This window comes from Polaribacter sp. Asnod1-A03, assembly GCF_045063585.1.
Taxonomy (GTDB): domain Bacteria; phylum Bacteroidota; class Bacteroidia; order Flavobacteriales; family Flavobacteriaceae; genus Polaribacter.
On the sequence record NZ_JBEFOE010000009.1, the window covers coordinates 603526 to 629849 of the forward strand.

Consider the following 26324-nt stretch of genomic DNA (forward strand, 5'->3'; position numbering starts at 1 on the left):
AAGCCCTTTAAGCTCTAGGAAATATTTAATTTATAAATCTTTTAAACGAATTGAAACTGCATTTTTATGCGCTTGCAATCCTTCTGCTTCTGCCATTAATTCTATTGATTTACCAATATTTTGTATTCCTTTTGCTGATATTTTTTGAAAAGTAATACTTTTTGTAAAACTATCTAAATTTACACCAGAATACGATTTAGAAAATCCGTTTGTTGGCAATGTATGGTTTGTTCCTGATGCATAATCTCCCGCACTTTCTGGTGTATAATTACCAATAAAAACAGAACCGGCATTTTCTATATTATCTATATAAAAATCGTTATTATTGGTACAAACAATAAAATGTTCTGGTCCATATTCGTTAATTAAATCTAAAGCAACTGCATCATTTTCTACAAAAATAGATTTAGAATTTGCAATTGCTTTTGATGCTATTTCCTTTCTTGGTAATTCTAATAGTTGTTTTTCTACTTCTTTAGAAACTTCTGCAATCATTTCTTTGGATATTGATACTAAAATAACCTGACTGTCTTCACCATGTTCTGCTTGACTTAATAAATCTGATGCTACATAACTTGCGTTTGCAGAATCATCTGCAACAACCAATAATTCACTTGGACCAGCAGGCATATCAATTGCAACGCCATACTTTGTAGATAATTGCTTCGCAATGGTAACAAACTGATTTCCAGGGCCAAATATTTTATAAACTTTAGGAATACTTTCTGTACCAAATGTATAACCTGCAATTGCCTGAATTCCGCCAACTTTTATAATTTTTGTAACACCACAAAGATTTGCAGCATATAAAATAGCGGGATGAATTTTTCCTTCTTTATTTGGTGGAGAACACAATACAATTTCTTTACATCCTGCAATTTGTGCAGGAATTGCCAACATTAAAACGGTAGAAAATAATGGTGCCGTTCCTCCAGGAATATATAAACCAACTTTTGTAATTGGTCTTTTTTCTTGCCAACAAGAAACTCCTTTTGTTGTTTCTACAAAAACTCTATCGGTTTTTTGTGCTTTATGAAAATTGGTAATATTTTCTTTTGCTAATTGTATGGCTTCTTTTAATTCTTTAGAAACTAAATCAATAGCCTCGTTAATTTCATCTAAAGAAACAATATTATTTTCTAATGAAACTCCATCAAACTTTGCTGTGTATTTATTTACAGCTGCATCTCCATTTTCTTGAATGTCAACAAAAACCTCGTTTACAACACCTTCAATATCATCAACGGTTTTTGTAGGTCTTTCTAAAATTTGAGCCCAATCTTTTTTAGATGGATTTATAATTGTATTCATAATTTACTATCTCTTATAAATTAGCTTTTTACGTTAGGGATTGTAGCATTTGTTTGAGCTCTTTTTTCTTTTTCAGAAAAAAAGCGAGTGCGAAAAGCCCGTTAAAACGCCCCTAAAAAAAATATTAAAGTACCATTTTTTCTATTGGACAAACTAAAATACCTTCTGCTCCGTTTGCTTTTAATTCGTCTATAATTTCCCAAAACTCATTTTTAGAAATTACAGTGTGTACAGAACTCCAACCTTTTTCTGCCAAAGGTAAAACCGTAGGACTTCTCATACCTGGTAATAATTCTAAAATAGCATCTAATTTATCATTAGGTGCATTTAACAACACATATTTAGATTGTCTACCTTTTAAAACAGACTGAATTCTAAACTGAATTTTTTGTAAAATAGCCCTTCTTTCTTCTGAGATTGCAGGTGAAACTGCTAAAACTGCTTCCGATTTTAAAAGTACTTCAATTTCTTTTAATCCGTTTTTAAATAAAGTAGAACCACTAGAAACAATATCACAAATTCCGTCTGCCAAACCAATATTTGGTGCAATTTCTACAGAACCGTTAATTTGGTGTAATTGTGCATCTATATTTTGTTCTTTTAAAAACTTTTTAACCGTTTCTGGATACGAAGTTGCAATTCTTTTTCCGTTTAAATCTTTTAAAGAACTTGCTTCAGACTCTTTTGGCACAGCAATAGAAACTTTACATTTAGAAAACCCTAAACGTTCTACAAATTCTAAATCGTTTCCTTTTTCTATTAAAACATTTTCTCCAATAATGGCTGCATCTACTACTCCATCTCTTAAATATTGAGGAATATCACCATTTCTAAGATAAAAAACTTCTATAGGAAAATCTGTAGCAGAAGCTTTTAATTGATCTTTACCATTATCTATAGAAATACCAATATCTTTTAAGATTCTCATTGAATCTTCATTTAATCTTCCTGATTTTTGTACTGCAATTCTTAAGTTACTCATTTTTGTTTTTAGTTTAATGCCTGAGCAAATTGGTTTTTAAAATTGAAAAAACCCGTTTGATTTGCTCAAACGGGTTTAGAAATATCTTGATTTTTTTATTCAATACATTTTTAAATCGCTTGAAAGCAATTGAAAAAATGATGATGATGTGCTTGAATAAAAGTCATGTCTTATTTTAATTACTGCAAATATCAAAATTTTATTTCTAATATTATAATGTATTCTTATAAAAATTTATTTTAATGATAATATTTATCAATTTTTGGTTTTTTGTTAGATTTTACAACTATCTATCTCTTTTTAATTATTAATAAATTATAACAAATGTAAAACATACTGTAATTAGCATACAACAATTAGTAATTTGCATACATATAAACGTACATCTTATTATAATTTTGTATCATAATATCATTTAAAAAAATCACAATGAATAAAATAATATTGATAACAGGCGCTTCTTCTGGAATGGGGAAATCTACTGCAAATATTCTTCATAAAAAAGGTTATAAAGTATATGGTGCAGCAAGGCGAATGCACGAAATGAAAGATTTACAAAACAAAGGCATGTCAATAATTTCTTTAGATTTAACAAAAGACGAATCTATTGTAAATTGTGTAAACACGATTATAGAAAAAGAAGGCCGTATTGATGTATTAATCAATAATGCTGGTTATGGTTCTTACGGAACCGTAGAAGATGTTTCTATTGAGGAAGCCAAAAGACAGTTTGAAGTAAATATTTTTGGTTTGGCAAGAATTACACAGTTAATCTTACCAAATATGAGAGCAAATAATTACGGAAGAATTGTAAACATCTCTTCTATGGGAGGAAAAATTTACATGCCACTTGGCGCTTGGTACTTTGCCACAAAACACGCTTTAGAAGGTTGGAGTGATTGTTTGCGTTTAGAGGTAAAACCTTTTGGAATTGACGTTGCCATTGTAGAACCTGGCGGAATTAAAACTTCTTGGGGAAACATTGCGGCAGATAACCTAAGAAAAACATCGGGTACAGGTGCTTATGCTACTTTTGCTAATAAAGTTGCAGACGGATTAGAGAAAATGAATTCGACCAATACGTTTACAGAGGTTGATGTTCTTGGTGCTGTTATTGCCAAAGCTGCTACCGGTAAAAAACCGAAAATAAGATACCTAAAAGGCTACATGGCAAAAACCACTGTAACGGTTCGTAAATGGTTAGGTGATCGAATTTATGATAAAATCATAATGAGTCAATTTAAATAGAATGATTAAAAAGGTATTAAAACGCATCATGATTACAACTCTTATTATAATTGGTCTTTTAGTAGTAACGTACTTTGTTTTTACAAATTATTACCCAAGTTTTGGTGGTGATCTTACTAAACAGCAACAAGAAGTCTACAAAACATCTCAGCAATTTAAAAATGGTAAGTTTCAAAATACAAATCCGGTTCCTAAAGATTTAAGTTTTAAAGAAAATGTACAATTGATGTATACTTTTTTTACCAAAAAAGTTCCGAATGCAAGACCGAAAGAAGATTTAAAACCAATTGGTATCGATTCTTTAAATATTGTAAATTATATCGGTAAAGCTAGAATGATTTGGTTTGGACATTCATCATTCTTATTACAAATTGATGGAAAAACCATTTTATTAGACCCAATGTTTAGCAAAGTTGCTGCACCACATCCGCTGTTAGGCGCAAATCGTTTTAATGAAGAGTTTCCTATAGCCATAGACAAATTACCTAAAATAGATGCCGTTATTTTCTCTCATGATCATTACGATCATTTAGATTATGAATCCATTTTAAAAATTAAAGATAAAACCACTCATTTTTATGTTCCGTTGGGCGTTGGCTCTCACTTAAAAGCATGGGATGTTCCTTCAAATAAAATAACAGAACTCGATTGGTGGCAAGATGTACAATTAGATGCTTTAAATTTAGTTTGTACACCGGCACAACATTTCTCTGGTAGAAAATTAAACAACGGACAAAGCACTTTGTGGAGCTCTTGGGTAATTCAATCTAAAAATGAAAACATTTACTTTAGCGGAGACAGTGGTTATGCCAACCATTTTAAAGAAATTGGTGATAAATACGGCCCTTTTGATTTGGCTTTGATGGAATGTGGGCAATACGACGAAATGTGGTCTGATATACACATGATGCCAGAAGAAACCGCTTTAGCTGGCATCGACATAAAAGCTAATAAGATAATGCCAATACATTGGGCAGGGTTTAAATTAGCTTTGCACGAATGGACCGATCCTATAGAACGTATAAATAAAAAAGCCAAAACATTAAACTTAAACGTAATTACACCAAGAATTGGCGAAGAAATTATAGTAAAAGACGCTAAAAATAATTATACGCAATGGTGGAAAACACTTTAACCTTATCTTTATAGCGATGAAAGACATAATAAACATCAATAGCATTACAGAGGTTCATAATTTTTTAGGATTAGAAAAACCCAAGCATCCGTTAATCTCTATTCTTAGAATCCCCAAAGAAATGGATGCTGTTGGTCTTGAAAACTTTAAATATTCTTTAGGATTATACCACATTAGTTTAAAAGACCATTGTGCATACACTATTTCTAAGTATGGAAGAAATTCTTATGACTTTCATGAAGGGTCTATGATTTTTGTAGCACCAAACCAAGTAATAGAGTTCGAAAAACAACAAATTAACAAAGAAGATACAGGATGGAGTATTGTTTTTCATCCAGATTTGATTAGAAAGTCTGAACTAGGAAAAAGAATAGACCAATTTTCTTTTTTTGAATACACTTCTAATGAAGCACTGCATCTTTCTGAAGATGAACGTAAAACCGTAACCCATATTACAGAAAAAATAAAAAAAGAGTTTCATAACAATATGGATGCGCATAGCCACACCTTAATTATCTCTAATTTAGAGTTGTTATTGAACTATTGTGTCCGTTTTTACGACCGTCAGTTTTACACAAGAACCAATTTAAATAAAGATATCGCTAGTCAGTTTCAAAAATTGTTAAAGGACTATTATCAAGAAAACAAACAACTAGAATTGGATTTACCTTCTGTTCAATATTGTGGCAATGCTATGAATATGTCTCCTAAATATTTAAGCGATTTATTAAAAAAAGAAACAGGACAAAGTACGCAAGATCATATTCATAAATACATTATTGAAAAAGCTAAAAACAGATTGTTAAATTCTAAAGAAAGTGCAAGTGAAATTGCATATTCTTTGGGTTTTGAGTACCCGCAATACTTTAGTAAAATATTCAAAAAGAAAACAAGCATGACGCCAAATGCTTTTAGACAGCATTTAAATTAATTGTTTGATTAACAATCCAATCAAACAATTACATAAAACAGGTTAATTATGACCAATATCATATTACAAAACTTATTAAGCTCATAAATTTGTGATAACCAATAAAAAACCATTTATCATGAAAAACATTAAAGTATTAGGAGATGGATGTGAAAAGTATAACGCACTAACAAAAATGGTAACAGAGGTTGTTAAAGAAAACAATCTTAAAGTTACAATCGAAAAAGTAGAGGATTATATCATGATAATGGAGTATAATATTATGGCAATACCTGCATTAGCAATAGATAATATAATTGCTACAAAAAAGAATTTTCCATCAAAAGAAGAAATATTAACAATGTTGGTTGCATAACAATACATTAAAACAATTAACTATTCTTAGCAGAAATTATTTAGCAGTAAATCCTTAATTATGTAATAGTAATTAAGGATTATTTTTTGCAAAATAGTTTTTACACTTATTACACAAACCACTACTTTTGTAGCTATGGAAACACAGAAACAAGTTACTAAAAAGTTACAACGTTCGGTTGCAGAAGCTATTCAACAATTTTCTATGATTGAAGAAAGAGACCGAATTATGGTATGCCTTTCTGGCGGAAAAGATAGTTATGCAATGTTAAATATGTTAATGCATTTTCAAAAAGTAGCACCAATTACTTTTGATATTATTGCTGTTAATTTAGATCAAAAACAACCTGGTTTTCCTGAAGAAGTTTTACCTAATTATTTAAGTAATTTAAAAGTTGATTATAAAATAATTGAAAAGAATACCTATAAAATTGTAATGGATAAAACTCCAGAAGGTAAAACAACTTGTAGCTTATGTTCTCGTTTACGAAGAGGAACTTTATACGAAGCTGCAAAAGATTTAAACTGTAACAAATTAGCTTTAGGACATCATAGAAATGACATTATTGAAACTTTTTTCTTAAATTTTTTCTTTGCAGGAAAAATGGAAACTATGCCTCCAAAATTTAAAAATGATGCTGGCGATTTAATTGTTTTAAGACCCTTAGCTTTCTGTAAAGAAAGTGATATTGAAGTGTATTCTAATTATATGCAATTCCCAATAATTCCTTGTAATTTATGTGGATCTCAAGAAAACCTACAGCGAAAAAAAGTAAAACAAATGATTGCAGATTGGGAAACAGATTTCCCTAACAGAAATGCTATTATGATGAATGCATTACAAAACGTATTTCCTTCTCATTTATTAGATCATAATCTATATGATTTTAAAAACTTAGAATCTAAAATAGAAACCCCTACAACCCCTAACTAAAAGATTATATTTTTTTAACTAATTTAAAATAAGTTAGAAAATATTTTTTTATTACTAACCGATTGTTTAGTTTTGCATTGTAATTAAAATAATGGCACGTAAAAAACAATATAACGAAACTGAAGTAGTAGAAAAAGCAATGAATCTTTTTTGGAAGAATGGTTATGAAACTACCTCTATGCAAATGCTTGAAAAAGAAATGGGCATTAACAAGTTTTCTATATATGCTAGTTTTGGAAACAAGCACGGACTTTTTTTAGAAAGTATTAAATATTACAAAGCTCAGATAAATACTATTTTTAAAAAGTTTGAAGAATCAAATAATGGTATAGAAGATATTAAGAAATTTTTCTCTGATTCTGTAAGTTCTAATTTTAAAGACGACAATATTAAAGGTTGCCTTGTAACAAATACTTATAATGAGTTTTCTGAAAATGATGATCCTATTATAAAAAAACACATGGCAGAATTTATGGATAATCTAAAAAAATTATTCATAGAAAAATTAAGAATGGATACTTCTAAAAGTGAAGAAACTATCTTAAAACAAGCTAACTTTTTACTTTTAGCTAAGCATGGTTTAGCTGCTGCTGCTAGAGTTAACAGTAAAAAAGAAATTGAAGATTATATAGAAATGACATTTAAAAGTTTATAAACTTTTTTTTAACCTAAAACTAAACGATTGTTTAGAAATATAAATAAATTAAATAAGAATAAAATAATTATGACAACTTTAAAAGTACACAACATCGAAACTGCACCAGAAGAATCTAAAGGTTTATTAGAAAAATCTCAAAAAGGATTCGGAATGATTCCTGGTTTACATGGTGTTTTAGCTTCTGCTCCAAAAACATTTGAAGCGTACCAAACATTACACCAATTATTTACAGAAACTTCTTTTAATTCAGAAGAATTAACGGTTGTTTGGCAAGCTATAAACGTAGAACACGCATGTCATTATTGTGTACCAGCTCATACAGGTATTGCAAAAATGATGAAAGTAGATGATACAATTACTGAAGCTTTACGTAATGAGACTCCTTTAGCAGATGCTAAATTAGAAGCATTAAGAAAAATGACTTTAACAATTACTAAAAACCGTGGTCATGTATCTCAAGAAGATTTAGATGCTTTTTATGCAGCAGGATACGGAGAACAACAAGTATTAGAAATTATTTTAGGGTTATCTCAAAAAGTAATTAGTAACTATACAAATCATATTGCCAATACACCTGTAGATGCACCTTTTCAAGGATTTGCTTGGGAAAAAAAATAATTATTAATTAATAATTATTATATTAAAAAACCTTCTGTTTAATAGCGGAAGGTTTTAATGTTAATAAACAATTAATAGAATCATTTTCCTTTAAAGGAAACTAAATAGTACAAAATGACTAAAAAACTAAAAATAGATATTGTATCTGATATTGTTTGTCCTTGGTGTATAATAGGCTATAAACGATTAGAAAAAGCTATAGTAGAACTAGGTATTAAAGATCAAATAGAAATAGAATGGCAACCATTTGAGTTAAACCCCAATATGCCTATAGAAGGCCAAAATGTTAAAGAACATATTTCTGAAAAATATGGAGCTACGTTAGAACAACAAAAAAATTCTCAACAACAAATGACAGAAATTGGAGAGGAATTAGATTTTAAATTTGATTATTTTGATGAAATGCGCATGGTAAATACCTTTGATGCACACATTTTATTAGAATATGCAAAAGACTTTAACAAACAAACTGAATTAAAAATGTGTTTAATGACTGCTTTTTTTAGTGAAAGAAAAGACATTTCTAAAAAAGATATTTTAAAACAAGCTTTATTAGATGTTGGCTTAAATGCAGAAGAAGCTTTAATTAAATTACAGAATGAAAATTCACGAAATGAGATAAGAACTAAGCAAAATTATTGGAAAAATTTAGGAGTAAATTCTGTACCTACTATCGTTTTTAATAAAGAAAGCGCTATTACTGGTGCACAACCAATAGCTACTTTTAAACAAGTTTTATCCGAATTAATTAAAAAACAACAATTAGTTTAGCACTTAAATTAACAGAGTTAAAAAATAAAATATGGAAACAAATAAAGCAGAATTAAAAGACTTATTAGCCACAAAGCAAAAAGAAGGTATTGCTAAATTTAGTAAAGAAAAGAATCAGATTTATGCTGATGGACTTAAAAGTGTTGTAGCTTCTAATATTGTAAATAAAGCTTATAATATAGGAGATAAAGCACCTAATTTCACTTTAAAAAATGCTTTAAACAAACCAGTTTCTTTATATAACGAACTAAAAAACGGCCCCGTAATTTTAACTTGGTACAGAGGTGGATGGTGCCCATATTGTAATATTACTTTACATTATCTACAAGAAAAGTTACCAGAATTTAAAAAAGAAGGCGCAACTTTATTGGCTTTAACTCCAGAATTACCTGATAATTCTTTAAACACTGTTGAAAAAAATAATTTAGAATTTACCGTTTTAAGTGATGTTGATAATTTAGTTGGTAAAGAATATAAGGTTGTTTTTAAATTAACTGATGAAGTAGCCGCTATTTATGAAGCTGGTTTTGGGTTAAGTAATAAAAACGGAAATAAAGACAACGAGCTACCATTGGCTGCAACTTATGTGATTGATACAAACGGAATTATTAAATATGCTTTTTTAGACGCTGACTATAGAAAAAGAGCAGAACCTTCAGAAATAATATCAGTTTTAAAAAAACTTTAATAAATTTTGAATGAAAAATCTGTAAAAATATTAACAGGAGTTTTAGGTTTAAAATGTTATTGCCTGGTTTAACAAAATTTACACAAGTGAGTAAAATGTATACTCAACTAATTTTAGAAAATTTAGAAAAAATGGAATCTTTAATTAGTGGTATATTAAGTTACTCTAATCTAGACCAAAACAAAATGCAAGAGTATAATATTAATACTTTAGATTTAGTAAACGATATTATAAAACTTATGCCTTTACCAGAGTCTATAGAAATTAAAGTAAACCAAAACCTGCCCACTATTGTTGCTAATAAATATAGAATTAATCAAGTATTCCAAAACTTGTTAGAAAATGCTATTAGAAGTATCGATAAAGAAAAAGGCATTATAGAAATTGGTACAACAGAAAATAAAGATTCTTGGGAGTTTTATATTAAAGATAATGGTAAAGGAATTGATAAAAAACACTTCCATAAAATCTTTGAACTTTTTCAGTCTATTAATAATTGTGATAAAAATTTAGGAATAGGTTTATCTCTAGTTAAAAAAGTCATTCAATTTTATAATGGAAAAATCTGGCTTGAAAGTGAAGTTTCTAAAGGAACAACTTTTTATTTTACAATACCAAAAAAAACCTCTAAAGCTTAAATTCATAATAACATTATGTCTTTTACTTCTTTAGTAAATTAATATTATAATGTTAAAAAAAGAAGAAAAAACAACATAATATTTAAAAATTCATATAATTCGATTAAATTTATCATAAATTCAATAATATTAATAAAAACATCTAATTATCAACTTAATATAGTTTTTGTAAACAAATAGTTGTCTAATTTTTTTAAAATTATAGATGTTTTTAAGTATATAGTTATTTATGAAGTTAAAGTTTATAAACGTTAAGTACCTTTTAATTTTTTATATTCCTTTAGTAGCTTTCACTTACTTAGGTATTAACCACTATTACAATGTAATTAACGATAATCAATTAGAAGTTATAAAAACAAGTGCTGCTAATGATCTTAATGCTAAATCCATTTTAATTAATGAAAAATTTAAATCTTTAACTTCTGATATTGATATTATTAATTGGGAGTATAATAAAGATTTTAATACTTCTAAAAACACTGGCCAAAAAGAATTAGAAGAATTTTTACGAATATTTATAGACCTACAAAAAAACTTTCGTCAAGTTAGATTTATGAATACCTCTGGTTATGAGATTATTCGTGTAGATTTTGATGTTAATAATCGTTCTACTAAAGTTATTCAAACAGATAAACTACAAGACAAGAGCGGTCGTTATTATTTTATAGAAAGTAAAAAATTAGAAAATAACGAAATCTATTTTTCTAACATAGATTTACATATGGATTTTGGTATTATAGAATACCCATACAAACCAGTAGTTAGAGTTGTAAAAAAGACTTATAACCAAGAAAAAGAATGGACTGGTATTGTGGTAGTTACTTATTTAATGAAAGATTTATTTTCTAAAATTAAAGAACAAGGTAATACAGAATTTACAACTTTTGAACTAACAAATGAAAAAGGAAACCATTTAATTTCTGATAGCGAAACTAAAAACTTTAATCATCTTATTAACAAAACCGATAGCTTGTCTTTAGCTAACACAAACAAACAATTATGGGATAAAATACAAAATAAGCCCATTGGTAATTATACTGATAAAAACAATTTATATGTTTTTAAAAAATTAATTATTGATGGTAAAAGTACGGACTACGATAATTATAATAGTTCTAAAACTTTATACCTAATTAATAAAATAGATTTAGAGAAAATAAATCAAAGCAATTTTGTTTATTTAATTTACAAATGGGGAGTCTTCTTTCTGTTAAGTGTAATTATCTTGATATGTATTTTGGCTATTCAAAGCTTTAATCAAAAACTAATAAATCAAAATAAAAAGTTACACGGTTCAAACAATAAACTAAATATACTTAAAAACAAAATTCAAGAAACATTAAACACTAAACTCGATGAATTAAAACTAACCGAAAGAAAATTTTACTCTATTTTTAATAATGCAGCAATTGGTATTGCTCTTACAGATTTAAATGGAGTACCTGTATTTTCTAATAAAAAATTTAACAACACTATAGGTTATACTAAAGAAGAAATTGTTAAAATGAAATTTAAAGATTTTACACATCCAGATGATGTAGATTCTAATATAGATTTATTTAAACAATTATTAAGCCAAGAAATAAAATCCTTTAGTATAGAAAAGCGTTATATCAGAAAAGATGGTGTTATTATTTGGGTAAATATATTTGTATCCTTATTAAAAGATGAAAACAATAATATTATTAATACAATTGCTGTAGTTAATGAAATAACAAACCTTAAAGATGCACAAAAAGAAACTAAAAATCTTAAACGAATAATTAAGAGTCTTAGTTACATTGCTAAGGTTTTAAATATAAAATCTGTAGATAATGTTTCTGAAATTAATGAATCTGTAAATCTGGTTGAATATATAGAAGAACAGTCTGAGGATATTTTAAATGCAAATAAAGAGCGAGAAGAACTTTTAAAAAATTTAGAATATAAAAACGAAGAGTTAAACAATTATGCCCACATTGTTTCTCACGATTTAAAAACACCTTTAAGGAGTATTTATACGTTGTTTAACTGGATAGAAGAAGATTCTGATAATACATTAACCGAAGAAGGTAAAATGTACACTCAATTAATTTTAGATAATTTAGAAAAAATGGAATCTTTAATTGGTGGAATTTTAAATTACTCTAAATTAGATCAAAGCAAAATGCAAGAGTATAATATTAATACTTTAGATTTAGTAAACGATATTATAAAACTAATGGCAATACCAAAATCTATTGAGATTAAAATTGATCAAAACCTACCTATAATTGTAAGTAATAAATTTAGAATGAATCAAGTATTTCAAAATTTATTGGAAAATGCTATTAAAAGTATTGTAGATAAAACAGGAATTATAGAAATTGGAGTAGAAGAAAGAGATAATTTTTGGGAGTTTTTTATTAAAGACAACGGAAAAGGTATTGATAAAAAATACTTTAAAAAAATCTTTGAACTTTTTCAAAGTATAGATGATAATGATAAAAATTTAGGAATGGGATTATCAATTGTTAAAAAAGTAATCCAATTTTATAACGGAAATATTTGGCTTGAAAGTATAGTTGATAAAGGAACTACTTTTTATTTTACACTTCCCAAAAACTTAGAGGAGCATAATCTTTAAACAACTTAAAAACCTTATTAAATAAGAAAAAATTTAACACCTATTTCTTAACTTTAGTATTTAAGTAAAATAACAAAATATACAATGAGTAACCATAAACCTAAAATATTATTTTTTGATGTAAATGAAACATTATTAGATTTAACGTCTGTAAAAAAAGAAGTTGGTAAAGCTTTAGGTGGTAATGAAGATTTACTATCATTATGGTTTTCAACCATGCTACATTATTCTTTGGTAGTTTCTGCCAGTGAGCAATACAAACCTTTCGGACATATTGGTGCAGCTGCACTACAAATGGTAGCTGCAAATAATAATATTAAATTAACCGAAGATGAGGCTAGAAAAACAGTTACCCAAGCTATGCAGAACTTACCTCCTCACCCAGAAGTAAAAGAAGCTTTAATTTCATTAAAAAAAGCCGGTTATAAATTAGTTGCTCTTACAAATTCATCTAATAATGGTTTAGAAAATCAATTTAAAAATGCAGGATTAACTCCTTATTTTGATGATGCTTTAAGTGTAGAAAATTCAGGGAAATTTAAGCCTTTTACAAACGCTTATCTTTGGGGAGCCAATAAAATGAATACTAAACCAGAAGATTGTATGTTAATAGCAGCACATGGTTGGGATGTTGCAGGAGCACTTTGGGCAGGTTTTAGAGCTGCATTTGTTAGCAGACCTGGTCAGCAATTATTTCCTTTAGCACCAGAAACAGAAATTGTGGCATCAGACTTACAGAAAGTTGCAGATATTTTAATAAAATATAAATAGTATCAAGTTGATAAAACAAAGAAACAGTCTTAATATAAATTAAGACTGTTTCTTTTTAGAAATAAATTTATTTTTTTTGATTAAGTTATTTAATCTCTACAACTTCTAAATCAAATACAAGATCTCTACCTGCTAATGGATGGTTACCATCTATAACAACACTTTCTTCTTTTACTTCTACTATCATTAAGTTCATTTCTTGACCATCAGGAGTTTTAGAAACTAAGCCCATACCTACTTTTGGCTCCATGTCTTGTGGTAAATTTGCTTTATCAACTTCTTGTATTAAAGCTTCATTTACATCTCCATATGCTTCATCTTTTGTTATAGAAATTGTCTTTTTTTCATTTAATTTCATATCAATTAAACCTTGTTCAAAACCAGGAATTAATTGTCCTTGCCCTAAAGTAACTTCTATAGGCTCTTTACCTTCTGATGTATCAAAAATTTGTCCGTCAGATAATTTACCTGTATAATTTACTTTTACTGTGTTGTTCTCTTTTACTTGACTCATATTAAAGTTTCATTTTTAAAATGTAATTACACAACTTTTATGTAATCACTATTTTATTTTAAATTATATTTAATTAGCCACTAAAACCAAGCCAAAGTTTTAAATAAAAAAATAGTTTTCTATTTAATTAATTTTAAAACATAAAAGCCTTATTATTCCTAAGTTTCCTACTCAAATAAGATATTAAAATACTAATTCGAAAAATGAAACATCAGTAACTTTGTCAGTAAAACAAGATTTATGACAATTCTGTAATTGATTTTAGATTATTCATTTTAAATAAAATTTTTAATCTAAATAGTTAAATTTGTTATTAAAAATTATATGAAAGCAATACTTGTTACTTGTGCTATTATTTATTTTAATGACAAAATTTTAGCTGTTCAAAGAAGTAATAAAATGAAACTTCCTTTAAAATGGGAGTTTCCAGGAGGAAAAATTGAAGATGAAGAAACAGAAATTGACTGTGTAAAACGAGAAGTTTTAGAAGAGTTAAATATTAACATAGAAGTAAAAGAAAAATTAACTCCTATAATTCATCAATATCTAGATTTTAAAATTAAATTGATACCTTTTACTGCCAGATATATCTCTGGAGAATTTATACTAAAAGAGCATTCTGATTTTGTTTTAGCTAATAAAGAAGAATTGCTTAAATTAGATTGGGCTGCAGCAGACTTACCTATTTTAAAAGAATTTTTAGCATTATGAATCAGGGAATTTAAGAAGAATTAACATGAAAACTGCAACTAAACTTTCTGTCGGATAAATTATTAATAAACTAATATCAAAATAATACCTTTACACCCAAACTAAATAACAATTTAGAAAGACAAATGCAAACAACAAAATTAACTCCTAAAAGTATTTTACCACTTACCTGCTCTCGTTCTGGAACTTGCTGTTTTGGTAAAGCGGTAATGTTAAACCCGTGGGAATTATTATGTTTTAGTATCGAAAAAAAATTAACACAAAAAGAATTTAGAGATTTATATACAGATTTTGGCGGAATTCAATTGACTTTTAACGGAAAAGAAGATAAAAAAGGTCAAAAAGCTTGTAGCCAATACATAGATAATTTTGGTTGTAGCGTACATTTAGGCAGACCTCTCGCCTGCCGATTATATCCTTTAGGTAGACAAATACAGTTTGATAAAGCGCAATATATTTACGAAGGAAATCAGTTTCCTTGTTTAACTGATTGTGCAGAAGTTTTAGATTTACCAAAACTAAGTGTAGAAGATTATTTACAAGGCCAAGGAGCAACTCCTTTTGAACAAGCACAAGACGCCTATTTGCAAGTAATGCAGAATATTGCAGATATTGGTTTTGAGTTACTATTAGATTCAGGTTTATCTGAATCTGGTGATACAGAAACTTTATCTCTATGGAGATTAGCAGGAAATAAATCTGCAAAAATACTAGCTGATAAAATTGGGGATGATTGGTTAAGTATTCTAATGATACCAAATATAACTAATGACACAGAAAATCCTATTGATTTTGCACAACAACATAACGATTTATTACTTTTAAAAGCACAAGAAAGTTTTGGTAGCATAACAACATTTACAGAACTGAAAGAAGCTTCTGTTTTAATGATTAGTATTGCATTGCATTTAGCAAGAGGTTTAGGTGCAAACCCAAAAGAAATTGCAGAACATTGGGTAGATATTGCAAAAAATAATGGAGCTAAAGAGTCTTTCTAACAAATAGTTGATTATAACACAAGTTATTAAAGAAAAAAGCATCTTAATAATTACAATCAATTAATAATAACAACCAAAAATTAAATATTTATGATAACAGATCAATTAAAAACAATAGCATTTGGGCTTTTATTTATTGCGTTTTCAGCTTGTAGTAGTGATGATTCTATAACAGATGAGGAAGAAGATGATGATGAAGTAACAATTTCTGTAGAAAGTAGTAACTTTTTATCAGGTGGATTATCTGAATCAATTACAATTGAAAGTAGAACTCTTTCTGATGGAACTACAGCAGATTGTTATAAAATAGTGGTTACAGGAACACCTACAGACCACGAAATGGGACCTTGGTGTCCTGATAATATTTCTGATGATGCAAGTGCTGGTGGTATTTGGCTAGAAGATGGTAATGTATACGATGTTGATGGTGATTTTGTTAAAAATTTAGCCACTTTTTATAATGATGATACTTGGATGTTGTATAACAGTACAACAGGAGAAATTACAAAAACATCTACAGAAACAGAATGTGATGAAGCTGCAAACCCAAATGTAGGAGAAGAATACGAAAACTATTGTGTAGAGTGTTTACCTTCTTACGTAGAAGGATTAACACATACTTATTATATACCTGTAACTCCTAAAAAAGCAGATACTCCTTATTCTTTTTCAACAGGACTTGGTGGTGCAAGTACAGTACCTTCTAGTAGAGGATTGGCTTTTAACGGTGTTGTTTTTGATGCTCCTGCTCCTGTAGACAATATTTTAGGAGCTTATACTTTAGCTCCTTTTGATGATGCTGGTGGACATATAAATTTAGCAGCTGGTTATCATTATCACGCAGCAACAGGCATTTCATCTACAATAGAACAATCAGATGGTCATGCAGCTATGATAGGTTATGCTTTTGATGGATATGCTATTTATGCAAATACAGATGCAGACGGAAACGAAGCCACAGATTTAGATAGCTCTAGAGGGCATTATGATGAAACTAGAGGATATCATTATCATGTTGATAACGCTGGTAATAATAACTTTATAAATGGTTTAAGAGGAGAATATGCTTTATAAAATAAAAATCATAAAATTTTTCTTTTTACTATTATTTATGATTATGAGCAAAATAGCTTTTGCTCATAATCCAGACTTATCTAATATTATTATATCCAAAACGGATAATGGTCAAGTCATTTTACAAATAAATAGTTCTTTAACAGCTTTTCAACAAGAAGTTAATTTTATAAATGGGCAAGGTGTTTATAAATCTCCAGAAGATTTTAGAAACTTAGTTATTAAACATTTTAATACTAGTTTTTCTATGATTATAAACGGAAATGATACATTACAATTTAAGAATCCAAAGGTATTTCTAGGTCATGAAACAAAGCTAGTCGCAGAAATAACTGGGTTACCAGATAGTATAAACTCAATTCAACTAAAAAACGAATTATTTAAAGATATACATCGAAATCAATCTGTTGTTATTTTCTTATTGGATGGTTTTCCTAAAGAAAAATTTACTTTAAATACAGATAATCAACAAGAAATAAATATCGCTTTAAGAAATGGTAATTGGGTTAATTCTCAAAAATCAATTATTGATAGTAATCCAAATTACTTAGCTTTTTTAGGTAGTTTATTAGTGCTTGTTTTAATAATTTATTTATTAGTTAATAGAAAATTTAAACGATAAAATACCATAAACTATTTATGGTACATTTTGTTTATTCAAAATATTATTTTAATTTAAGCCATAAATATGTTCAAAAGACAATTTACAATGAAAAAACAATTTTTTAAACCAATAGCAGCAGTACTACTAATTTTAGTCTTTGCTTCGTGCAAAACCAATACAAAAAGTACTACAAATGATGAAATAATTATTCCTGTAAAAAAAGAAAACTTTTTAGCTGCAGGTTTAGCGGAACCAATTTCTGTTGTTAGCAGAACTCTTTCTAATGGTTCTACTGCAGATTGTTATAAAATAGTAGTTACAGCAACTCCTACTGATCATGAAATGGGACCTTGGTGTCCAGATAACATTTCTGATGATGCTTCTGCTGGGGGTATATGGTTACAAGACGGAGAAGTTTATGATGTAGATGGTACTTTTGTTAAAAATTTAGCTACTTTTTATGAAGATGATACTTGGATGTTATATGACAGTGAAACTGGAGAAATCACAAAAACAAAAACAAAACAAGAATGTGAAGATGCTGCAAACCCTAATGTTGGAGAAGAATATCAAAATTATTGTGTAGAATGTTTACCTTCTTATATAGAAGATATAACGCATACTTATTACATACCTATAACTCCTAAAAAAGCAAAAACTGCTTATACATTTTCTAGAGGACCTGGTGGTGCAGGTCCAGGTGCAGGTGGTCCTCCAGACGGACATAAAAGACCAGAACGACCAGAAAATGGAGAGAGACCAGAAGGTAACGAAAGACCTGAAAGACCAGAACGACCTGAAGGTGGGCGTCCAGAAGGTACTTCTACAATGCCTTCTAATAGAGGTGTTGCATTTAATGGAGTAGTTTTTAATGCGCCTGCTCCTGTAGATAATATTTTAGGCGCTTACACTTTAGCTCCTTTTGATGATGCTGGTGGACATATAAATTTAAATGAAGGTTATCATTATCACGCAGCAACAGGTGTTTCTACTAAAATTAAACAACCAGACAATCATGCGGCTATGATTGGTTATGCTTTTGATGGTTATGCTATTTATGAAAATACAGGTGCAGACGGAAATGAAGCTACAGATTTAGATGAATCTAGAGGTCATTATGATGATATTAGAGGTTATCATTACCATGTAGATAAAGCAGGAAATAATAATTTTATTAATGGTTTACGAGGAGAATATGCTTTATAAAGTGATATAATAATCAAACTTACAATTTCAAAAATAAAAAAAGCTCAAGTGTATATTTACTACTTGAGCTTTTTATTTTATCATTAGTCAATTTGTTTTAAAAACAAAAAATATATTTGATTGATGCCGTTTTAATCAAAAAAGTTAATTTAGCTTCTTTCTAAAAACAGAAAACTCTTTTCCTTTTTACTACAAGAATTACAAAATGAAAATACTACATACAGCCGATTGGCATTTAGGCCATAGATTGCATGAACAATCTCAATACGAAGAACAAAGTTTGTTTTTAAATTGGTTAGAAAGCTACATTATAATCAATAAGATTGATGTATTATTAATTTCTGGTGATGTTTTTGACACCGGTTCTCCTTCTAACCAAAGTTTAGAAATGTACTATAGTTTCTTAGTAAAGTTAAGAGGAACTTGTTGTAAATCGATTATAATTACGGGAGGAAATCATGATTCTCCAGGAACTTTAAATGCACCAAAACATATTTTAGGTGCTTTGTCTATAAAAGTAGTTGGTAAAGCTACCGAACATATAGAAGACGAAGTTTTTAAAGTAGAAATCAATAACGAAAAAGTAATTATTGCTGCTGTTCCTTATTTAAGAGATGGAGATATTAGACGTGCTGTTGCTGGTGAATCTTTTGATGAATTAACTGATAAATATAAAACGGCGTTAATCAATCATTATAATGATGCCGCAGAACAATGCAAAAAGATAAATACCAATAATGTACCTGTTATTGCTATGGGGCATTTGTTTGCCACAGGAGGTTCTGTTTCTGATAGCGAACAAAATATTTATGTAGGAACTTTAGGACATATTGGTGCAGAAGATTTTAATCCGTATTTTAATTATGTCGCTTTAGGCCATTTACACAGACCACAAATAATTGGTGATAATGATAAAGTTCGATATTCAGGATCTCCCAATATTTTAAGCTTTAGCGAAGTTAATTATGATAAAAAAGTATTGATTTTAACACTTAAGGATGATAAAATTGTTACAATTGATGATGAAATTGTGCCAAATTTTAGATCTTTTTACAAACTTACTGGTACTCTAAATGAATGTATTGATTCTTTTGCTAATATTAAAACTACCGATTACGGATTAACTCCTTGGGTAGAAATTGCCTTAAAAGAAAACAATACCGTAAATACTGATTTATTAAAAAAAGAAGCAGAAAAATATGCTTTTGATATTTTAAAAATAGGCTTAAAAAACGAACGCAAAGTTAAAGGTATTGAAGAACTTTTAGAAAATACAAAATCGATAAAAGAACTACAACCTACAGAAGTTTTTAAACTTAAATGTAAAGAAATGAGTTTTGATTTAGAAAAAAACCCTGCAATTTGGGATGCTTTTAATGAAGTTTTACAGACTGTTAAAAATCAATAAGGTTATTTGTTATGAAAATTTTAAAAATAGAATTACAAAATATCAATTCGTTAAAATCGGATACGCCTATTCTTATTAATTTTGAAAATGAGCAATTTAAAGATGTAGGTTTATACGCCATAACAGGTTCTACAGGTGCTGGTAAAACCACTATTTTAGATGCTATTACCATTGCTTTGTACCATAACGTACCTCGCTTTAATGGAACAAAAGGAACCTTATTAGATGTGGTAAGCCATGGTGCAAACGATGCTTATAGTAGAGTTACTTTTAGTAATAATAATATTAATTACGAAGCTTTTTGGGGAGTAAGAATTGCTGATAAAAAAGGCAAAAAGTATAAAAATGCGAAAGAAGAAGTCAGTTTAAAGAATTTAAGTACAGAAACAATTTTAGCGACTCAAAAAAGACAATTAATTACGGAAGTTAACAAGGTAACTCAATTAGATTATAATCAGTTTTTACGTTCTGTACTTTTAGCTCAAGGTGAATTTGCTTCTTTTTTAACCGCAAAAGGTCCAGAAAAAGGCAAATTATTAGAACAAATTACAGGTGAAGAAATTTATAAAAAAATTGGGCAAGGTATATTAGATCGAAAATCTGAAGAAGAAAAAAAATTAAAAGAAATTGAAGCTAAAATTAATTCAGATGATATTTTAAATGAAGATACTAAAACTGATTTAATTACTGAAGATAAAACTTTAGATATTAATATTAAAACCACTGAAACTGATATAAAATCCGCACAAAAAGTTGTGGATTGGCATCAAAGTTTTACAAAGTTGACAAACGAAAGTAAGCAACATGAAGAAGCTGCAAAAAGTATTGATAATTTTATACAAAAACATCAGCCAGCTTTAGATACATTAATCTTACATGAAAAAGCTTTGCCTTTTAAAGAATTAATTACTGATTTAAACAGAACTAAAAAAGAGATTATTTTAAAAGAAAATCAACAAGCAGAAATAACAAAGATTTTAAATGATTTAAAACCAAAAATAAATCAACTAGAAAAACAAAACCAAGAAGATGCCAATAAAGTAGAAGTTTCCGAAAAAGAATTTATTGCATGGTTACCAAAGTTTGATATTATTAACAATTTAGATACTGCCTTAAAAAATGAACTTCTTACCAAGGATAAAACTACAGAGAGTCTTACTAAAGTTACATCAGAAATAGATTCAATAACAAAAGAAGAAAAAAGCTTAACAACCAGTTTTAGTGAAAACATAAAACTGATAGCTTTGAAGACTACTTACTTACAAAAAAATGCATTTTTAAAATCCGTTTCTTCAGAAATAACAAATTGGAGAACAGATTTTTCTACTTTAAAAACACATAAATTATCCTTAGAAAAAAGTATTTTATTAGTTAAAAACAAAAAACAGGAAATTTTAAAAACATCTGATTCTCTAACAGAAAACATCAAAGTTTATCAAGAAAAATCAGTAAAAATAAAAACAATTGAAACTAAAATTTCTGCGATAAATATACAATTAGAAAAGAATAATCTTACTAATTTATTATTACAAAAAGAAACTTGTAGCAAATCAGAACAGCAATGGAAACAATTTAAAGATTTTGCTGTTCAGCATCAAAAATTACTAAACATTAAAACTGATTTAAAATCTGAAGAAAGCAATCACACAAAGCATTTAAAAGACATTTATGAAAAAATAATTACTTTACAAAAAGAGGTTGAAAATCAAGAAAAATTAGTAAAAGATGCTTCTAAAATATTAGATTTAGAACGAAGCGTTGCAAAATATGAACACGATAGAAAACATTTAAAACACGGAGAACCTTGTGGTTTATGTGGTTCTATACAGCATCCTTTTACGGAAAATTTGATAGCTATTAATATCTCTGAATCTGAAATAGAACTAACAAAAAGAACAAAAGAATTACAAAAGTTAAACGAAGAAAAGGCTAAATTTCAAAATCAAAAAACGGCATTACAAACTCGTATTGAAAGTGTATTAGAGCAACTTATAACTAACTCAAAAGAAATAATTTGTATTAAAGATAAGATAGATGCAATACCAATTATTTGCGGATTAACTGATTTTGATAAAATTGAAATGGAATTAATTTCTAAGGAAAAACAACTAATTACAATCAATAAAAGTTTAAAAAAAGCTCAAGAATTACAAGTAGAAAAAGACAAATTAGCTGAAGAAAGTAAAACAGAAAATGATACCATCAGTCATTTAAAAACAAATATTGCTACGCTAGAAGAAAAAAATAAAAATGCAAATGATGTTATTTCTCAGGAAGAAAAATCAATTAAAGAACTAAATAAACTTTTTACTGATTTAGAAAGCCATTTAAAAACAAAATTGGCTAAATATGAATATAAACTTCCTATTCTTTCGGAAATAAATCCGTTTTTAAAAGAAATTGATGAAAGTATTGCTGAATTTAATAAAACTGAAAAAAATCTAGAAATCTTAAAATCGGAAAATAAAATTGTAAACACAAAATTAGAGAATCTTAATATTCAATTAGAAAATCATTCTAAAAACAAAACAGAACTTATAAAAGCAATTGAAAATTCCTCTAAAGAATATCAAAGTTTAACTATCAAAAGAATTGCACTTTTACCTATTGACCTTTCTGTAGAAAGTAAAAGAAATAACTTACAAAAAACAAAAAATGATTTTTCAGAAAAAGCAAAATTAAGTGCAAAAGCTTTACAAAATTTACTTGAAGCAAAAGCAAAACAAGAAACTTTACAAATCAATAACACAAAGGATTTAAAGGGATTATCTACAAAAAAATATGACTTTGTAAAAACACTGGATAATAAATTAAAAATCAGTGATTTTAAATCAAAAGAAAATATTGAAACAGCATTATTATCCGAAGAAAACAGTATTGCTTATAGCAAGTATAGAGATCGAATTAAAGAAAATCAACTTAAAATAAAAACATTAAAAGAAGAGAATTTAAAAGCTTTTAAACAATTAAGTGAAAGTAAAAATTTTACAACTTCAGAACCTGAAAGTAAACAAAATTTAGAGCTTTTAAAATCTAAAAAAGATACATTATTAACTGCAAAAGGTAAAATTGCTGAGGCATTTAGAAAAGATAAAGAAATAAAAGACAGAAATCTAGAAACTTATAAGAAGATAGACACACAAGATAAAACTTGTGCTGTTTGGCGAGAACTTTTTAAACTTATTGGTAATTCTAAAGATGCCTTTAATGTATACGTACAGCGCTTAACTTTAAAGCATTTGTTAGATCTTGCCAATGTTCATTTGTATAAATTAAACAAACGTTATTCTTTGCAAATGGAAGAAAATTACAAACCAAAAGAAGAATTAAACTTTAATTTGATAGACCATTATCAAACAGATCAAGTAAGATTGGTAGATACTTCTAGTGGTGGAGAAAAATTTATTATCAGTTTGGCTTTAGCTTTAGGTTTGTCTGATTTGGCGAGTAAAAATGTAAAAATAGATTCCTTATTTATTGATGAAGGCTTTGGTACTTTGGATGGTAATACTTTAGAAACTGTAATTTCTACCCTAGAAACACTGCAATCTCAAGGAAAAATGATTGGAATTATATCTCACGTAGAAAACTTAAAAGAACGCATTACTACACAAATACAGATTACTAAAAAAAGTAATGGCATTAGTTCTGTGGCAATCGTTTAAATTATCTAAACATACAAAACACTATAAAACAATTGATTAGTTTTTGTTTTTTTTAATTTTAAAAAGTAAATTAGCCTTAATTAATTTATTAATAATAAATAGAAAAGCAATGACTAGAAAAGACTTTATAAAACAAACAGGCATTACTGGTTCTGCTATTTTATTATTAAATGGTTGTAATTTTTTTTCTTCAAAACAAAAAATAGAAAGCGTTAAGATAACAGATGTTATTCTTAAAAAACCAATTCCTAAAGAAGATATTTTTTCTTACATAAAAAGAGAAAATGGTACATTTAGTAACACGCTTTATAAGCAAATTTTAGGGGCTGCTAATGAATTTAAAGAAGGTGATAAAACCCTTAAAATTGCTGCTTACGATAATACTTCTAGATCTTACGCAAGAACACTATTAAGTAATACAAAAATTAAAGATTTAAATAAACATATTGTTTATGAAGATGGAATTTTAGAACTGATTGAGAGTTATATAATACCAAACGAAGAAATAAACAACTGGACTCTACAAGAATTAAAAGACTTTACGCTAACAAAAACAGAAGAAGAAATTAAAGAAATTATGCCTAGTATTAGTAGTGATATTATTGCTTGCTTAGTTAAATTAATGAATAATGAAGAGTTAATTTCTATTGGTAAAAAAGTTTTTAACCCATTACCAAATAGTAAAATAGGAAGCAAAGGTTATATGGGAGCAAGAGTACAACCCAATTCACCAACAGACAATATAGAAGATATTTCTTGGCAAGTTTTTGATGCTTGGTCTTATGCCGTGGGTGATGTTGTATTAGGAACAAATCCTGTTTCTAGTGAAATAAAATCCGTTGCCAAAGTAGAAAATGCATTGTTTGATATTATTTCTACATTTAATTTAGAAGAAACAATTCCTAATTGTGTGCTTTCTCATGTTGATGTTCAAGCTGAAGTAGAAAGACAAAAATTAGCAAATACAGGTATTTGGTTTCAAAGTATTGCTGGTACAGTTAATGCTAACAAAACTTTTGATTTAACTATTGATAAAATGTTACAATACACAGCCGAAAGAAATGGCCATTTTGGTTTTTATGCAGAAACAGGGCAAGGCGCAGATTTAACTAACGGGCATGCAGAAGGTTTTGATATGGTAATGCATGAATCTAGAAAATATGGTTTTTTAAGAGTTTTAAAGCAAAAAATGAATGCTCTTAAAAAGAAAAATAATTCTTGGATTCATGTAAATGATGTTGCCGGTTTTATTGGTCCAGAAGTTTTTAGAACAAAAGAACAATTAGTTCGTTGCTGTTTAGAAGATACTGTTATGGGGAAACTACATGGTCTAACTATTGGTTTAGACATTTGTTCTACATTACATATGGATGTAAATTTAGAAGATTTAGATTGGTGTATAGAGCAAGTTATGCCTGCAAATCCTGCTTATTTAATGGCGTTGCCAACTAAGAATGACCCAATGCTGAGTTACTTAACAACCGCATTTAATAATCATGTAAAAGTTAGAGAGCAATTTGATTATAAAGTAAACGATGCTATGTGGGAATTCTTTAAAAAATTAGAAATAATTGATAGAGATGGTAATCCTACCGAACATTTTGGTGATCCTATTTGGGTATATTCTAAATATTTAAAAGCAAAAAACGATAAACGTTCTTTAGCTGAAATTTATAAAGAAGGAAAAGAAGTCATTAGCCGTATAGAAAAACGTGGAGTACCAATTGCTCAAGGTTACGGAGATAATTATTGGGATTTAAAACCGGAACTTGCTAAAAATGTGCAATATTTATATGATGATGCAAAAGTTAGTTTATGGACTGAAATTGACACAACTTTTATAGAAACAATCCCTTCTTCTATTTCAATTACAACATTATCCAAAGATAGAAAAGATTATGTGTATCATCCAGAATCTGGAGAAAATCTAGAAGAAATAGCTGTAAATAAAATCGGTCACATAAAAAATAATTGGAAAAAGCGAATACCAGATATTCAAATCATTATTTCTGATGGTTTAAATGCCAAAGCTTTGATGGATCAAGGCCATGTATTACCTTTTTTAGATGGTTTAATGGATAAATTAAAAGAACAAAATTACACAACAAGTAATCAACATATTGTTATAAAAAATGGTCGTGTAAGAGCTGGCTATGAATGTGGAGAAATTCTTTTTGGACAAAACACAACTTCATCTAACCATGCTATTATACATATAATAGGAGAACGTCCTGGATCTGGTCATCATAATTTTTCAGCTTATTTAACAGTAGCTAATTCTTCTACATGGAGTAAAAAAGGCAATGTAGATCATGATATTTCTAGAGTTGTTTCAGGTATTTCTGATACTTCTCTAAATCTTAAAGATGCAATTACAGATACATCAACTATTTTAAAAGAGCTTTTCTTAATGAATCTAAATCATGATAACATTATAGCATAAAAATTCCTCAAACAGAGAAAAAATTATATTAGAATAAAAACTGTCATAATAAAAAAA

At 28.1% G+C, this 26324-nt stretch carries 23 protein-coding genes; 20 read left to right on the forward strand and 3 right to left on the reverse strand.

All coding sequences use genetic code 11. The features are described from left to right. Positions 1-30 precede the first annotated feature (30 nt). Positions 31-1311, reverse strand: a complete 1281-nt coding sequence (hisD, locus tag ACJJVY_RS03100) for a histidinol dehydrogenase (RefSeq protein ID WP_405605023.1) — start codon at positions 1309-1311, stop codon at positions 31-33. 124 nt (positions 1312-1435) lie between these two features. Further along, positions 1436-2293, reverse strand: coding sequence for an ATP phosphoribosyltransferase (hisG, locus tag ACJJVY_RS03105; RefSeq protein WP_405605025.1), 858 nt, complete (start codon positions 2291-2293; stop codon positions 1436-1438). Positions 2294-2722: 429 nt separating this feature from the next. On the opposite strand from hisG, the gene ACJJVY_RS03110 reads away from it, so the two are divergent. From ACJJVY_RS03110 to ACJJVY_RS03165, 12 genes are all read left to right on the forward strand, one after another. Beyond that, positions 2723-3541, forward strand: a complete 819-nt coding sequence (locus tag ACJJVY_RS03110) for an oxidoreductase (protein WP_405605027.1) — start codon at positions 2723-2725, stop codon at positions 3539-3541. Positions 3542-3569: 28 nt separating this feature from the next. Continuing rightward, the gene (locus ACJJVY_RS03115; protein WP_405605029.1) at positions 3570-4676 is read left to right on the forward strand and encodes an MBL fold metallo-hydrolase; all 1107 of its coding nucleotides are present in this window, start codon (positions 3570-3572) and stop codon (positions 4674-4676) included. 16 nt (positions 4677-4692) lie between these two features. Continuing rightward, on the forward strand, positions 4693-5607 hold the full coding sequence (locus tag ACJJVY_RS03120; protein WP_405605031.1) for a helix-turn-helix domain-containing protein: 915 nt from the start codon (positions 4693-4695) through the stop codon (positions 5605-5607). Between the two features lie 118 nt (positions 5608-5725). Beyond that, positions 5726-5962: a thioredoxin family protein gene (locus tag ACJJVY_RS03125; RefSeq protein ID WP_405605033.1), complete on the forward strand. Its 237-nt coding sequence runs from the start codon at positions 5726-5728 to the stop codon at positions 5960-5962. Between the two features lie 135 nt (positions 5963-6097). Next, positions 6098-6895, forward strand: a complete 798-nt coding sequence (gene ttcA / locus ACJJVY_RS03130) for a tRNA 2-thiocytidine(32) synthetase TtcA (RefSeq protein ID WP_405605035.1) — start codon at positions 6098-6100, stop codon at positions 6893-6895. 91 nt (positions 6896-6986) lie between these two features. Next, positions 6987-7550, forward strand: coding sequence for a TetR/AcrR family transcriptional regulator (locus ACJJVY_RS03135; RefSeq protein WP_405605037.1), 564 nt, complete (start codon positions 6987-6989; stop codon positions 7548-7550). 69 nt (positions 7551-7619) lie between these two features. Next, complete coding sequence (locus ACJJVY_RS03140; protein ID WP_405605039.1) at positions 7620-8171, forward strand: carboxymuconolactone decarboxylase family protein; 552 nt, start codon at positions 7620-7622, stop codon at positions 8169-8171. Positions 8172-8285: 114 nt separating this feature from the next. Continuing rightward, positions 8286-8942 (forward strand): DsbA family oxidoreductase, encoded by a 657-nt coding sequence (locus ACJJVY_RS03145; RefSeq protein ID WP_405605041.1) that lies wholly within the window; start codon positions 8286-8288, stop codon positions 8940-8942. 31 nt (positions 8943-8973) lie between these two features. Beyond that, positions 8974-9630, forward strand: coding sequence for a peroxiredoxin family protein (locus ACJJVY_RS03150; RefSeq protein ID WP_405605043.1), 657 nt, complete (start codon positions 8974-8976; stop codon positions 9628-9630). 95 nt (positions 9631-9725) lie between these two features. After that, complete coding sequence (locus ACJJVY_RS03155) at positions 9726-10268, forward strand: ATP-binding protein (RefSeq protein ID WP_405605045.1); 543 nt, start codon at positions 9726-9728, stop codon at positions 10266-10268. Positions 10269-10497: 229 nt separating this feature from the next. Next, positions 10498-12873, forward strand: a complete 2376-nt coding sequence (locus ACJJVY_RS03160) for a PAS domain S-box protein (protein WP_405605047.1) — start codon at positions 10498-10500, stop codon at positions 12871-12873. An 84-nt stretch (positions 12874-12957) separates the two neighbouring features. Beyond that, the gene (locus ACJJVY_RS03165) at positions 12958-13644 is read left to right on the forward strand and encodes a haloacid dehalogenase type II (protein ID WP_405605049.1); all 687 of its coding nucleotides are present in this window, start codon (positions 12958-12960) and stop codon (positions 13642-13644) included. Between the two features lie 85 nt (positions 13645-13729). Here ACJJVY_RS03165 and ACJJVY_RS03170 read toward each other — a convergent pair whose 3' ends face one another. Then, positions 13730-14158, reverse strand: coding sequence for a peptidylprolyl isomerase (locus ACJJVY_RS03170; protein ID WP_405605051.1), 429 nt, complete (start codon positions 14156-14158; stop codon positions 13730-13732). 324 nt (positions 14159-14482) lie between these two features. On the opposite strand from ACJJVY_RS03170, the gene ACJJVY_RS03175 reads away from it, so the two are divergent. From ACJJVY_RS03175 to eutB, 8 genes are all read left to right on the forward strand, one after another. Continuing rightward, positions 14483-14869: a (deoxy)nucleoside triphosphate pyrophosphohydrolase gene (locus ACJJVY_RS03175; RefSeq protein WP_405605054.1), complete on the forward strand. Its 387-nt coding sequence runs from the start codon at positions 14483-14485 to the stop codon at positions 14867-14869. A gap of 125 nt (positions 14870-14994) precedes the next feature. After that, on the forward strand, positions 14995-15867 hold the full coding sequence (locus ACJJVY_RS03180; protein WP_405605056.1) for a YkgJ family cysteine cluster protein: 873 nt from the start codon (positions 14995-14997) through the stop codon (positions 15865-15867). Between the two features lie 90 nt (positions 15868-15957). Further along, entirely contained in the window at positions 15958-16941 is a 984-nt protein-coding gene (locus ACJJVY_RS03185; protein ID WP_405605058.1) for a YHYH protein, read from the forward strand. A 43-nt stretch (positions 16942-16984) separates the two neighbouring features. Next, a complete protein-coding gene (locus tag ACJJVY_RS03190; protein WP_405605060.1) occupies positions 16985-17563 on the forward strand; it encodes a hypothetical protein in 579 nt (192 codons plus the stop codon). A gap of 87 nt (positions 17564-17650) precedes the next feature. Continuing rightward, a complete protein-coding gene (locus ACJJVY_RS03195) occupies positions 17651-18751 on the forward strand; it encodes a YHYH protein (RefSeq protein ID WP_405605062.1) in 1101 nt (366 codons plus the stop codon). A gap of 205 nt (positions 18752-18956) precedes the next feature. Continuing rightward, positions 18957-20159, forward strand: a complete 1203-nt coding sequence (locus tag ACJJVY_RS03200; protein ID WP_405605064.1) for an exonuclease SbcCD subunit D C-terminal domain-containing protein — start codon at positions 18957-18959, stop codon at positions 20157-20159. Positions 20160-20170: 11 nt separating this feature from the next. Continuing rightward, complete coding sequence (locus ACJJVY_RS03205; RefSeq protein ID WP_405605066.1) at positions 20171-23824, forward strand: AAA family ATPase; 3654 nt, start codon at positions 20171-20173, stop codon at positions 23822-23824. Between the two features lie 109 nt (positions 23825-23933). Continuing rightward, positions 23934-26267 (forward strand): ethanolamine ammonia-lyase subunit EutB, encoded by a 2334-nt coding sequence (eutB, locus tag ACJJVY_RS03210; protein WP_405605069.1) that lies wholly within the window; start codon positions 23934-23936, stop codon positions 26265-26267. Positions 26268-26324: the final 57 nt, after the last annotated feature.

Coding starts and splice junctions, on each gene's coding strand:
- hisD (WP_405605023.1), bottom strand. CDS start 1,311: ATGAATACAATTATAAATCCATCTAAAAAAGATTGGGCTCAAATTTTA.
- hisG (WP_405605025.1), bottom strand. CDS start 2,293: ATGAGTAACTTAAGAATTGCAGTACAAAAATCAGGAAGATTAAATGAA.
- ACJJVY_RS03110 (WP_405605027.1), top strand. CDS start 2,723: ATGAATAAAATAATATTGATAACAGGCGCTTCTTCTGGAATGGGGAAA.
- ACJJVY_RS03115 (WP_405605029.1), top strand. CDS start 3,570: ATGATTACAACTCTTATTATAATTGGTCTTTTAGTAGTAACGTACTTT.
- ACJJVY_RS03120 (WP_405605031.1), top strand. CDS start 4,693: ATGAAAGACATAATAAACATCAATAGCATTACAGAGGTTCATAATTTT.
- ACJJVY_RS03125 (WP_405605033.1), top strand. CDS start 5,726: ATGAAAAACATTAAAGTATTAGGAGATGGATGTGAAAAGTATAACGCA.
- ttcA (WP_405605035.1), top strand. CDS start 6,098: ATGGAAACACAGAAACAAGTTACTAAAAAGTTACAACGTTCGGTTGCA.
- ACJJVY_RS03135 (WP_405605037.1), top strand. CDS start 6,987: ATGGCACGTAAAAAACAATATAACGAAACTGAAGTAGTAGAAAAAGCA.
- ACJJVY_RS03140 (WP_405605039.1), top strand. CDS start 7,620: ATGACAACTTTAAAAGTACACAACATCGAAACTGCACCAGAAGAATCT.
- ACJJVY_RS03145 (WP_405605041.1), top strand. CDS start 8,286: ATGACTAAAAAACTAAAAATAGATATTGTATCTGATATTGTTTGTCCT.
- ACJJVY_RS03150 (WP_405605043.1), top strand. CDS start 8,974: ATGGAAACAAATAAAGCAGAATTAAAAGACTTATTAGCCACAAAGCAA.
- ACJJVY_RS03155 (WP_405605045.1), top strand. CDS start 9,726: ATGTATACTCAACTAATTTTAGAAAATTTAGAAAAAATGGAATCTTTA.
- ACJJVY_RS03160 (WP_405605047.1), top strand. CDS start 10,498: ATGAAGTTAAAGTTTATAAACGTTAAGTACCTTTTAATTTTTTATATT.
- ACJJVY_RS03165 (WP_405605049.1), top strand. CDS start 12,958: ATGAGTAACCATAAACCTAAAATATTATTTTTTGATGTAAATGAAACA.
- ACJJVY_RS03170 (WP_405605051.1), bottom strand. CDS start 14,158: ATGAGTCAAGTAAAAGAGAACAACACAGTAAAAGTAAATTATACAGGT.
- ACJJVY_RS03175 (WP_405605054.1), top strand. CDS start 14,483: ATGAAAGCAATACTTGTTACTTGTGCTATTATTTATTTTAATGACAAA.
- ACJJVY_RS03180 (WP_405605056.1), top strand. CDS start 14,995: ATGCAAACAACAAAATTAACTCCTAAAAGTATTTTACCACTTACCTGC.
- ACJJVY_RS03185 (WP_405605058.1), top strand. CDS start 15,958: ATGATAACAGATCAATTAAAAACAATAGCATTTGGGCTTTTATTTATT.
- ACJJVY_RS03190 (WP_405605060.1), top strand. CDS start 16,985: ATGAGCAAAATAGCTTTTGCTCATAATCCAGACTTATCTAATATTATT.
- ACJJVY_RS03195 (WP_405605062.1), top strand. CDS start 17,651: ATGAAAAAACAATTTTTTAAACCAATAGCAGCAGTACTACTAATTTTA.
- ACJJVY_RS03200 (WP_405605064.1), top strand. CDS start 18,957: ATGAAAATACTACATACAGCCGATTGGCATTTAGGCCATAGATTGCAT.
- ACJJVY_RS03205 (WP_405605066.1), top strand. CDS start 20,171: ATGAAAATTTTAAAAATAGAATTACAAAATATCAATTCGTTAAAATCG.
- eutB (WP_405605069.1), top strand. CDS start 23,934: ATGACTAGAAAAGACTTTATAAAACAAACAGGCATTACTGGTTCTGCT.